Origin of the sequence: Massilia sp. TWP1-3-3, assembly GCF_049897805.1 — a bacterium.
Classification (GTDB): Bacteria; Pseudomonadota; Gammaproteobacteria; order Burkholderiales; family Burkholderiaceae_D; genus Telluria_A.
Map to the genome: position 1 here is coordinate 174442 of NZ_JAFCWX010000006.1, position 11900 is coordinate 186341.

An 11900-nucleotide genomic window follows, 5' to 3' on the forward strand; every position below is an offset into this window, starting at 1 on the left:
CTGTCGGTGAAAAATTTAGGTGATGACGGTGGGACCTGCCCGCTTGGTGCGTGACTTCAGTTGCGAAAGCGTGTCGGCGATGCGCGCCAGGCCCGCAAGGGCGCTTTGCGCTTCCAGAGCGTGGCGGGCCGGACCGGGCTCGTATTTTTCAAGATACAGGCGCACGGTGGCGCCCTCGGTGCCGGTTCCCGACAGGCGGAAAACAATGCGCGAGCCGTCGCTCATGATGATGCGCACGCCCTGCCTGTTCGCGACCGAGCCGTCAACCGGGTCGGTGTAGACAAAGTCGTCGGCCAGCGCCACGGTGTAGCCGTCGTGGACGGTGCCCCCAAGCGCGCCAAGCTGCCCGCGCAGGTGCGCCATCATGGCTTCGGCGGCAGCGGCATCGACCGCCTCGTAATCGTGGCGCGAGTAGTAATTGCGCCCGAAGCGGGCCCAGTGGCGCTCGACGATGTCGGCCACCGAAAGGCCGCTGGCAGCCACCATATTGAGCCAGAACAGTACCGCCCACAGGCCGTCTTTTTCGCGGATGTGGTCTGACCCCGTTCCGTAGCTTTCTTCGCCACACAGGTTGACCAGGCCGGCGTCGAGCAGGTTGCCGAAATACTTCCAGCCGGTCGGCGTTTCGTAACACGGCACGCCGAGCGCCGCGGCTACCCGGTCGGGCGCGGTGGAAGTGGGCATCGAACGCGCGATACCCGTGATGCCGGCGCGGTACCCGGGCACCACGCCGGCGTTGGCGGCGATGATGGCCAGGCTGTCGGACGGCGTGACGGCAATGCCGCGCCCGACGATCATGTTGCGGTCCGCGTCGCCGTCGGTGGCCGCTCCCAGGTCCGGCGCGTCGGGCGCGGCCATCAAAGCGATCAGGTCGGCCGCATTGGCGGGGTTGGGGTCGGGGTGCTTGCCGCCAAAGTCTTCCAGCGGCGCGCCGTTGATGACGGTGCCTTTGGGCGCGCCCAGGATGCCTTCAAGGATGGCCTGCGCATACGGTCCGCCCACCGCGTGCATGCCGTCAAAGCGCATCGTGAAGCCGCCTGCGAACAAGGCCTTGATGGCCGCAAAGTCGAACAGGCGCGCCATCAGGTCGGCGTAGTCGCGCACCGGGTCGATCACTTCGACGACCATTTGCTCGATGTGCGCCTGGCCGATCTGGTCGATATCGGTAGCGGGCGCGTCGCTGATGCGGTAGGCGGCAATTGCCTGGGTATGGCCGTAGATGGCGTCGGTGATGCGCTCGGGTGCCGGTCCGCCGTTGCCGATGTTGTACTTGATGCCGAAGTCGCCATCCGGGCCGCCCGGATTGTGGCTGGCCGAGAGCACGATGCCGCCCAGCGCCCCATGCTTGCGCACCACGCAGCTCAGCGCCGGCGTCGAGAGGATGCCCGCGCGCCCGACCAGCACCTTGGCGAAACCGTGCGCGGCAGCCATGCGCAAAATGACCTGGATCGCGTGGCGGTTAAAAAAGCGCCCGTCGCCGCCCACGACCAGGCTCTGGCCGGCACAGTCGCCAAGGGTGGCGAAGATCGACTGCACGAAGTTTTCAAGGTAGCCGCCCTGCTGGAACTCGGCCACTTTTTTGCGAAGTCCCGACGTGCCGGGCTTTTGCCCGGCAAATGGTGTTGTTGCAATGGTCTGGATGGTCATTATTTCTCCTGTCAATTATCAATATGATATGACAAGCAGTGCGATCCTGACGCCACGTTAAGCGCTGACGACCACGGTGTCTTTTACCAGCAGCGTGCACAGGCCACCGATGACCATGCAGGCGCCGCTGAAGGCCAGCGTGGCCACGACCCGGCCGCCCAAAAAGTGGCTCAGGACGAATGGCAGCACGGGTACCATGACGATCTGGGGAACCACGACCGTGAAGTTGAACGCGCCCATGTAAAAGCCCATTTTTTCCGGTGGCACGGAACCGGCAAGAATCGCAAACGGCACCGTCAGGATACTGGCCCACGCGATGCCCACGCCGACCATCGGCAGCAGCAGCATTTCCTTTTGGGTGATGAACATGATGCTGGCCAGGCTGGCCCCGCCGATGAACAGGCAGATCATGTGCAGCACCTTGCGGTTGGTCTTGCGCGCGATGACCGGCAAAATGAAGGCAGCCAGCGCCGAGACGCCGCTATAGACCGCGAACATAATGCTCACCCAGGTACCGGCAGCCTGAAAGGCGTCCGACTTGGCATCCGTGGTGCCGAACACATTGGCGGCGACGGCGTTGGTCGTATTGACCCACATGATGAACAGCGAGGCCCACGAGAAAAACTGAACCGCAGCCAGCTGGCGCATCACCAGCGGCATCTTTACCAGACTACTGAAAATTTCGGAAAAGGCGTGGCCGACACCCTTGCGCTTGGCGCGTTCGGCGCGAAAAGCCTCCAGGTCGGCCGGCGGCAGTTCGGTGCTGCTGAACACCGTCCACGCAACGGCGCTGATGAACGCCAGGCCGCCTACATAAAACGAGTAGCGTACGGTCGGCGGGATGTTCCCGTCGATGACCGAGTTACTCACCCCGAAGTGCTCGAAGATCGACGGCAGCAAGGACGCGATCACCGAACCGCAGCCGATGAAGAAGGTCTGCATCGCAAAGCCGGACGTTTGCTGCGCCGGATCGAGCTTGTCGCCAACAAAGGCGCGAAACGGCTCCATCGCCACGTTGATCGACGCGTCCATGATCCACAGCGCGAACACGGCCATCCAGATGGCGGTCGAATTGGGCATCATAAACATGGCCAGCGTGGCCAGGATGGCGCCGCCAAAAAAGAAGGGACGGCGACGGCCCCACTTGTGGTGCCACGTGTTGTCGCTCAAGTAGCCGATAATCGGTTGTATCAGCAGGCCGGTGACGGGCGGGGCGAGCCAGAACCAGGGTAAGTCGTCGGGCGAGGCGCCCAGGGTCGAGAAGATGCGGCTGCTGTTCGAATTTTGCAGCGCAAAGCCGAACTGGATGCCAAAAAAGCCGAAGCTCATGTTCCAAAGCTGCCAGAAGGTCAGCCGCGGCTTGATTGCCGAGAGTTGCATTTGCATCTGTGTCCCCAAATTTGTCGCCCGCGCAACATGCCAGGCTTATTTTCATCATTTGTAGCAAAGTAACATGGCGATTTCTACGTGTCAATCCAAACCGTTCCATAGTAGAATTAAGGTAGCAATCAAATAAAAACAATAGAAATTGTAGTCAAATAACAGAATTGGACGGAGACACCATGCTGGATATGCAAAAGCGCTTGAGTAATTTTTTCTACGCGACGATTAGTTTGCCCTCGACGGCAATGGGTTTTGCGTTGTGCATCCAGATTTCGGCGCTGAGCTGGATCTTGAGCACCCGCTTCGGGCTCGAGATCCACCAGATCGGCATTGTCTGGGCCGCCGGCCCGACTGCGGGCATTCTGGGCCAGGTGTTGATCGGGCTGGTCAGCGACAAGGCCTGGTTCTGGGGCGGCCGGCGCCGGCCTTTCATCCTCATTGGCGGCACGCTGGCGGCACTGATGGTGTTCCTGCTGCCGCGCATTGACATCGTCAACCAGGCGCTTGGCGTGGGCAACCTGCTGATGGTGGCGGTAGTGATCGTGGTGGTGCTCGACCTGTCGATCAATATCAGTTTCAACCCCACGCGCGCCATCATCGCCGACCTCACTCCCGAAGGGGAGGCGCGTACCAAAGGGTACACGTGGATGCAGACCATCTCCGGCTTTTGGGGCGTGCTCGCCTACATCGTCGGGGCCACGCTTGGTAACGATGCCCTGATCCAGCTGGGCGCCATCGTCGTGTTCGCGTTCTCGGTGGTGCCGATGTTCTTCATCAAAGAGCGGCGCGAACTGGTGACGGTGGCCGAGGCGGCCACGGCAACCAAGGCCGACTGGGGCCAGCTGTGGCGCATCTATATCGCGCATGGCTTTTCGTGGCTGGGCGTGCAGTCAATGTTCGTGTTCACGTATGGCTTCATCCAGACCCATATCATTCCGGCCGGCCTGCCGCAGGCTGCGGCCAACGCGCAGAGCGGGCAGATCATCGCGTACTCGTTCGCGGTGCTCAACACCGTGGGCTTTTTGCTGCCGGCGCTGGTGCTAGCGCCCGTCGCCAGGCGCATCGGGCGCGTGAACACGCAGGCGCTGTGCATTGCCATCATGGCCGGCGGGTACTTCATGATCGCCTCGTTCGCGCGCACGCCGGCCATGCTGTATGCGCTGATGGCGGTGGTGGGCATTGGCTGGAGCGCGATCGTGAGCCTGCCGTTTGCGATCATGAGCGACAAGGTCGACAAGAGCCGCATGGGCTTTTTCATGGGCTTGTTCAACTTGTCGGTGGTGGTGCCGCAGCTGATGTCGACGGGCGTGGGGTATGTGCTCAAGGGCGCGGGGAACAACAGTTTGCTGTATGTGATCTGCGGGACCTCGCTGGCCGTGTCGGCCGCGTTGTGGTGCCTGGTGAAGGACAAGCAAGGGGCGGCCATGCCGGTGGGGGCGCTGGCGGCGCAGCATTGAGGTTGAAGCCGCGGGCGGCGCCGTGGTGGAATGCGCTTCGCTTTTGCGCCCTACGCAAGTCGACGGCTTCGGCCCTGCGTAGGGCGGAAAAGGGCATCGCCTGCATTGCGCCAAGCGCCGTCGAAACGCCCGATGCCGCAGGCGGCCCCATGGCGCAATGCGCTTCGCTTTTCCGCCCTACGCAAGTTGACGGCTCGGCCTTACGTAGGGCGGAAAAGGGCATCGCCCGCATTGCGCCAAGCGCCGTCGAAACGCCCGATGCCGGCTCGGCTGCATGGCATTGGTGCCGCAGCCGGGTGGGCGGCGCTCTGGTAAATCGGCGGCTTCGGCTTTGAACCCGATTACGCCCAATTACGCCCGGCGCAAGCCGTTGAGAATATCCATCAGCCGCGCCGTATCCACTGGCTTGACCAGGTAATGGTCAAACCCGGCCGCCATGGCCTTGGCCCGGTCGCTCTCCTGCCCGTACCCGGTCACGGCAATGAGCACCATGTGCGAGGTGGCCGCGCCCGCCTTCAGCCGCCGCGCCAGTTCATTGCCATCCATATCGGGCAGACCGATATCAAGAATGCCGATATCGGGCCGGCGCGCGCTTGCCATCGCCAGCGCTTTGGTCGAGTCATGCTCCACCATCACTTCATAGCCTGACGCGTCAAGCAGCAGCGAGAGCATCATCGCCGCGTCCACATTGTCGTCCACGACCATGATCCTGAGCGTGCCTGCGCACTGCACCAGCGGCGCGGGCTCCCCGGCAGTACCATCCCTGCCCGCTTCTTCCAAAAGCGGCAGACTGACCGTAAAGCAGCTCCCCTTGCCCAGGCCTTCGCTGCTGCACACCACCGTGCCGCCGTGCAGCTCCACCATGCTCTTGACCAGGGCCAGCCCCAGACCCAGCCCGCCCTGCGAGCGGTCCGGCGTACGCTCGGCCTGCGCGAACAGGTCAAACACGCGCCCCTGCAGTTCGGGCGCGATCCCGATGCCGGTGTCTTCCACGCTGATCGCAATGCGCCCGCCTTCCAGGCGCGTGCGCAAGGTGACGACGCCGCCATCGGGCGTGTACTTGGCCGCGTTGTTGAGCAGGTTGCTCAGCACTTGCACCAGGCGCTTGTGCTCTCCCAGCACCACGCCGTCCTGCGCGGCCAGGTCGGTAATGAGCTGGTGGCGGCGCGCTTCAATCAGCGGCGTGACCTGTTCGACCGCGTTGGCGACAATGCGGCCGATGTCCTGGGGACTGCGGTCGATCGCCACCAGGCCGCGTGTGACGCGCGAGACGTCAAGCAAGTCATCGACCAGGCTGGTCATGTGGCGCACCTGGCGCGTGATGATGGCGCTGGTGCGTTTCAGCCGCGCTTCGTCGAGCTGGACCATGGCCATCAGTTCGGCGGCGGCGCTGATCGGCGCCAGCGGGTTGCGCAGTTCGTGCGCCAGCATCGCCAGAAATTCATCCTTGCGGTGGCTCGCTTCGATCACTTCCTCTTCGGCCAGCTTGCGCGCCGTGATGTCGAGCACCACGGCCAGCGCGCCTTCGGCCACGCCGGTGGCTGCGTTGCGGATCGGCGTGACGGCCATGCTGACCCAGACCGCGCTGCCGTCGGGCCGCGCGTAGCGGCGGTCGGCCTCGAACGCATCCAGGCCGCCCTGCGCCAGGTCGAAGCCGTCGCCGGGCCGCCCCAGCAGCGCCTCGCGGGTGCGCCCGACGATCTCGCAATAGCGCTCGTTGACGCGGATCAGGCGCCCTGCCAGGTCGGCTTCGGCCACGCCGGCCGCGCTCTGCTCAAAGAACGACGCCACGTGGGCCTCGGTCTCGCGCAGCGCCGCGCGGCCGCGCTCCTTCTCAATTTCCACCAGCAGCGCGCTGACGCGCTCGTCGGCCTTGCGCCGATGCCCCGCAAGCGCAATGGCGCCGTCCACACGCGCGCGCAGTTCGCGCGCGCTGAACGGTTTGACGATGTAGTCGTCGGCCCCCGCGGCCAAGCCTTCGAGCCGCGCTTCTTCGCCGGCGCGCGCTGAAATGAGCATCACCACCAGACCCGTGGTGGCCGCGTCGGCGCGCAATTGGCCGAGCAACTCGAAACCATCCATCCCCGGCATCATCAGGTCGGTCAGCACCAGGTCGGGTGCCGGGCTGCTCCGGATCGCGGCCAGCGCCGCCGCGCCATCGCCCACCGCATCGACCTGGTAGCCGGCGTCGACCAGGATGCGTTGGATATAGGCGCGCATGTCGGCGTTGTCGTCGGCCAGCACGATGCGCGGCGCGCCCGGCATGAAGATCGGCGCGACGCTCGCCGCGTCCGGACGCAGCGAGAGCATCGCTTCCTCGGCATATTCGCCGCCGCGCCAGGCGCGCGCCGGCCAGGCCGACCTGGCGTGCACCTGCTCGGGCGGCAGGTGCACGCAGCCGAACGGGATCGACAGTGTGAAAGTAGTACCGGCGCCCTCGACGCTGTCGACAGCGATCGCGCCGCCGTGCAAGTGCACCAGCTCCTTGACCAGCGATAGGCCGATGCCGGTGCCCTCCACCGAACGGCCCTTCTGGCTCTGCACGCGGTGAAAGCGCTCAAAGACGCTGCCCAGTTGCGCGGCCGGGATGCCCACGCCCGTGTCGGCCACCGTCAGCTGCACGGCGTCGCCATGGCGGCGCAGCGTGAGCGAAATACTGCCGGCCAGCGTGAACTTGAAAGCGTTCGAGAGCAGGTTGAGGATGATTTTTTCCCACATCTCGGTGTCGACATAGACCGCTTCCTGAAGCGGCGGCGCGGTGACGTTCAACGCGATGCCGGCATTGGTGCAGGCCGAGCGAAAGCCGCTGGCCAGGTCCGCCGTCAGCGCGGCCAGGTCGACGGAGACAAAGCGCGCCACGGCGCGCCCCGCCTCGATGCGCGCATAATCGAGCAGCGAATTGACCATTTTGAGCAGGCGCAGCGCGTTACGGTGCGCCATCTCCAGCCGGTCTTGCTGGGCCTGGGGAATGGCCGCATCGTGCGCGGCATCTTCCAGCGGGCCAAGCAGCAAGGTGAGCGGCGTGCGGAACTCGTGGCTGACGTTGGAAAAAAATTCGGTCTTGGCGCGGTCCATGGCGGTCAGCATGTCCAGGCGCAGGCGCGCTTCTTCGGCTGCGGCCACGCGCGCGAGCGCGGCGCCAAAGGCGGCGCCCAGCAACGCGTAAAAGTCGCGATAGGCGTCGGTCAGCGGCAATCGCGCGCTGACCCCAGCCATGAGCAGCGCCACCGGCAGTTTGCCGTTGTCGCGCCAGGCCGGCATGAGGAAGGCACACTCGGGCGCCTCGTCGTAGGGACCGCATTGGACGGAGCCCAGACGCGCGCGCAAACCGTCCACGCACAAGGTCGGCGCGTCGCGTTCGAGGCGCGCCAGCGGCCATACGCCGCCGGCGTCCGCCGCGATGGCCGGTGCGCTGATCGCCGTGCCCTCGTCGACGCCGGCGCTGCCGAACAGCCGGTAGGCACCGCGGTCCGCGTCCAGGCAGTACAGCAGCGCGAAAGGCAGGTCGAGCGCGTAACCGGCCAGCGTTTCGATGGCCAGGCGGCACACGTCGTGGGCAGTTTTCGCTTCGGCCAGGTGCGCCGTCAGGTCGCGCAAGGCGCGCGTGCGGCGCGCCGCCAGCGTGCTGGTGGTGGTCTCGGTCACGGGATGGAACACGCCGCCGATGCCGCCCGACTCGTCGCGCACGGGGCTCATGGAAAACGTGAAAAAGGTCTCTTCCAGGTAGCCGTTGCGAAACAGGAACATCCGCTCGTTTTCGCGGAAGGAGGTGCCGCCCTTGCGCGCCTGCTCGAACGCTTCGCCCACGCCGGTCCATGCGGAGGCCCAGCATTCGGTGTAATCCATGCCCAGCGCCCCGGGATGGCGCGCGCCGTACATGGCGCGGTAGCCGTCGTTGTAAATCTGGGTGTTGGCCGGCCCCCAGATGATATTGATGGGAAAGCTCGACGCCAGGCACAGGCTGACCATGGTGCGCAAGCTTTGCGGCCACGTTTGCACGGGACCGAGGGGCGTGCCGGACCAGTCCAGGGAACGGATCAAGGCGGCCATCTCGCCGCTGCCATTCAAAAAGCTGGTATCGCTGGCCAAGAGACTATCCATATTCCTCTCAATCGACGGCATTGTCGTTGATGAAATCATAGAACAAATCGGACGGAAGGGACGTTCCGATAGGAAACCCGACAGTTTATTCCAGGTCCAGCAGCGAAGCCACCGATTGCTCGACTTGCTCCACCAGTTCGGGGTCCATGTATTTGTAGTCGTCGGGGATGTCGAGCACGTGGATTACGCGCCCTTCCAGCAAGCGGGAAAATTCGGCTTTCAGGCGCGACTTGTGCTTTTCTTCCATGACCATGATGACGGTGGACCAGCTGATATCGTCGGCGGACACCTGGCGCCGCGCGTTGGGGCTGGTGCCGGCGGAGCGCACGGACAATAGGGGATGCTTGCGCCAGACTTGCTCGGCGGTGGGACTGCGCCACTGGTTGCGGCTGCAGATGAAAAGGACGTGGTGTTTGTCGGGTTGGGGCATGAACTCACTGATAGAAGTCGTGAGCGAGAAGTCATGAGCGAGAAGTCATGAGCGAGGAGTCATGAGCGAGAAGCCATGAGCGGCTCATGGAAGATTGCATCCGCCCTACGGATAGAAGTCGCTAGCGGAGCGTGGCCGAATGCATCCGCCCTACGGACCGCTGCTCGCACGGCTTGCGTAGGGCGGATACGATCCGCCATCGCGTCAAATTACTCAGGCTTTACCGGGCCTTTGCGGTGCTCTTTCTTCTTGGTCGCGTCGTATGGCTTTTTGGGTCCGAGCTTTTTCTCTTCAAAACGGCGGTCGCCCGCTTTCTTGACGAACGGCGTGCCCGCTTTTTTCGGCGGCGGCGTTTCACCATCACGCGTGATGTTCAGCTGCTGGCCCGCAACCCACACCGTCTTGAGGTGATCGATCAAGTCAGGCGGCATGTCCGACGGCAGATCAAGCGTGCTGTAGTCATCGTAGATCTCGATGCGCCCGATGTACCTGGACTCGATGCCCGCTTCATTGGCAATCGCGCCGACGATATTGCCCGGCTTGACACCGTGCGCGTGGCCCACTTCAATGCGGAACGTGCCCATGCCCTCTTCCTGCGGCTTCATGGTGCGCTCGCGCGGCTTGAAGGCCGGTGCTTCGCCGCCACGGTCCGGACGCTCGCTGCGTTCGCCGCGCTCGCTAGGGACAAACGCGCGCGGCGGCGAATCGGAACGCGGTGCGCGCGCGCCCGGCGCTTCGGTGGCGGCCCACGATGGCGCCGACTTGGCGTCGCGGTTCGGTTTTTCTAGCAGCAGCGGCACGTCGCCGCGCGCCAGCTTGGCCAGCGCCGCGGCAATTTCGATCGCGGGCACGTTCTGCTCGCGCTCGTATTCTTCGATCAGCGAACGGAACACGTCCAGGCCGCCGGCGGCGATTACTTCCGTGATCTGGTCCTTGAATTTGGCAATGCGCACGTCGTTGACCGCTTTGACCGTAGGCAACGTCAATGGCGCCACCGGCTGGCGCGTGGCGCGTTCGATGGCCTTCAACAGACTTTGCTCGCGCGGAGTAATGAACAGGATCGCGTCGCCGCTGCGGCCCGCGCGGCCGGTGCGGCCGATGCGGTGGGTGTAGCTTTCAGGGTCGGACGGCACGTCGTAGTTGATCACGTGGCTGATGCGCTCGACGTCCAGGCCGCGCGCGGCCACGTCGGTGGCAACCAGAATGTCGATCTTGCCGTTCTTGAGCTGCTCGATGGTGCGCTCGCGCTGCGTCTGCTGCATGTCGCCATTGATGGCGGTGGCGGCAAAGCCGCGCGCCTGCAGCTTGGTGGCCAGTTCTTCGGTACCGAGCTTGGTGCGGGCAAAGATGATCATGCCGTCGAACGGTTCCGCTTCCAGAATGCGGGTCAGCGCTTCGAGCTTTTGCATGCCGCTCACCATCCAGTAGCGCTGGCGGATATTGTCGGCGGTGCCGGTCTTGGCGGCCACGGTCACTTCGGCCGGGTCGCGCAGGTAGGTTTTGGCGATGCGCTTGATGGCCGAGGGCATGGTGGCCGAGAACAGCGCGGTCTGGCGCGATTCGGGCGTCTTTTGCAAGATCTGTTCGACGTCGTCGATAAAGCCCATGCGCAGCATCTCGTCGGCTTCGTCGAGCACCAGCGTTTTCAGCTTGGACAGGTCGAGCGAGCCTTTTTCAAGGTGGTCGATGACGCGGCCAGGGGTACCGACAATGACGTGCACGCCGCGGCGCAAGGCCGACAGCTGCGGGCCGTAACTCTGGCCGCCGTAGATCGGCAGCACGTGGAAGTCTTTGATGTGGGTGGCGTACTTCTGGAACGCTTCGGCCACCTGGATCGCCAGTTCGCGCGTGGGCGCGAGCACCAGCGCCTGCGGCGTTTGCTGCTTGATGTCGATGCGCGACAGGATAGGCAGCGCAAAGGCGGCAGTCTTGCCGGTACCGGTCTGGGCCTGTCCCAACACGTCGCGATTGGCCAGCAGCAGCGGGATGGTGGCTGCCTGGATCGGCGAAGGGGTTTCGTAACCGACCTCCTTCATTACTTTCAGCACCTGGGCGGAAAGATTGAGTTCGGAAAACAGCAGTACAGGGGATTCAGACATAGGACACTCGCAATTAGACTTGCCATCCCGACGGGAAAGCACCCTGTAGTTTACCCTGTTGGCGATTTTTATGTGCCAAAACCACGATTTCCGTATCAAATTGCTGGGGGAATGCTGCTAGTATTTCATGCGCGTGGGGTCGCTGCCCCCCTTTCCTGTCACCTGCTGTCACTGATTTTGCACGCCACACGCGGCAAAATAAACTATTTTGTCATGGTAGGATGCGCGCTTTCATGATGCTATTGCTACCCATGCCTGAATCAGTCAAAGCCAAGCTTGCCGTCTCGGCCATCACGTATCCGCTGCCAGCGAAACGCTACTGGATGCTGTTTCAATCGTGGACGCAGCTGCAATCGTATCTGCTTATCGTACTGGCTTGCACGCTGGCCATTCATGGCCTGGCAATCGCTTCCGGCGCGCGCGTCATGCCGCTGGGCGCCTTGCTCGCCGGATTGGCGGTGGGCGCGCTGATCTCGGTGCTGATGGTGATGAAGGCGCGCTTTAGCGTGTCGCCGGCGTCGGAAGCGGCGGTGCGGCGCGTGGTCACCGAAGTGGAGTGCGCGCGCTATATCGAAGTGGGCGCGCGCGGGAACGCCATCGTGTATCGCCAGAACTTGCCGCGCCTGCTGCGCTGGGATGAGGGCAATATCCACGTGGCGCGCGATGGCGATACGCTGGTGCTGACGGGCCCGGTCGCCAATTTGCGGCGCATTCGCGCCCGCCTTTGCGCCTCATAAAAATCACTTCCGAGCGCGATGGACAAGCGCGTGCCGGCGGCGTTGT

The 11900-nt window shown here is 63.9% G+C and carries 7 protein-coding genes; 2 read left to right on the top strand and 5 right to left on the bottom strand.

Translation table 11 applies throughout. The features are described 5' to 3' along the window. Positions 1-15 precede the first annotated feature (15 nt). Both ACP7D4_RS08135 and ACP7D4_RS08140 read right to left on the bottom strand, forming a co-directional pair. Positions 16-1647 (bottom strand): alpha-D-glucose phosphate-specific phosphoglucomutase, encoded by a 1632-nt coding sequence (locus ACP7D4_RS08135; protein ID WP_426208559.1) that lies wholly within the window; start codon positions 1645-1647, stop codon positions 16-18. A 57-nt stretch (positions 1648-1704) separates the two neighbouring features. Beyond that, on the bottom strand, positions 1705-3033 hold the full coding sequence (locus ACP7D4_RS08140) for an MFS transporter (RefSeq protein ID WP_426208561.1): 1329 nt from the start codon (positions 3031-3033) through the stop codon (positions 1705-1707). A 176-nt stretch (positions 3034-3209) separates the two neighbouring features. Here ACP7D4_RS08140 and ACP7D4_RS08145 point away from each other — a divergent pair, with 176 nt between their 5' ends. After that, the gene (locus ACP7D4_RS08145; RefSeq protein WP_426103359.1) at positions 3210-4487 is read left to right on the top strand and encodes an MFS transporter; all 1278 of its coding nucleotides are present in this window, start codon (positions 3210-3212) and stop codon (positions 4485-4487) included. A 351-nt stretch (positions 4488-4838) separates the two neighbouring features. On the opposite strand, the gene ACP7D4_RS08150 is transcribed toward ACP7D4_RS08145, so the two are convergent. The 3 genes from ACP7D4_RS08150 to ACP7D4_RS08160 form a co-directional block, all read right to left on the bottom strand. After that, positions 4839-8588 (bottom strand): ATP-binding protein, encoded by a 3750-nt coding sequence (locus ACP7D4_RS08150; RefSeq protein ID WP_426208562.1) that lies wholly within the window; start codon positions 8586-8588, stop codon positions 4839-4841. A gap of 85 nt (positions 8589-8673) precedes the next feature. Then, positions 8674-9018 (bottom strand): low molecular weight protein tyrosine phosphatase family protein, encoded by a 345-nt coding sequence (locus ACP7D4_RS08155; RefSeq protein ID WP_426208563.1) that lies wholly within the window; start codon positions 9016-9018, stop codon positions 8674-8676. A 209-nt stretch (positions 9019-9227) separates the two neighbouring features. After that, the gene (locus ACP7D4_RS08160; RefSeq protein ID WP_426103362.1) at positions 9228-11117 is read right to left on the bottom strand and encodes a DEAD/DEAH box helicase; all 1890 of its coding nucleotides are present in this window, start codon (positions 11115-11117) and stop codon (positions 9228-9230) included. A 251-nt stretch (positions 11118-11368) separates the two neighbouring features. Here ACP7D4_RS08160 and ACP7D4_RS08165 point away from each other — a divergent pair, with 251 nt between their 5' ends. After that, positions 11369-11854: a hypothetical protein gene (locus ACP7D4_RS08165; RefSeq protein ID WP_426103363.1), complete on the top strand. Its 486-nt coding sequence runs from the start codon at positions 11369-11371 to the stop codon at positions 11852-11854. Positions 11855-11900 lie beyond the last annotated feature (46 nt).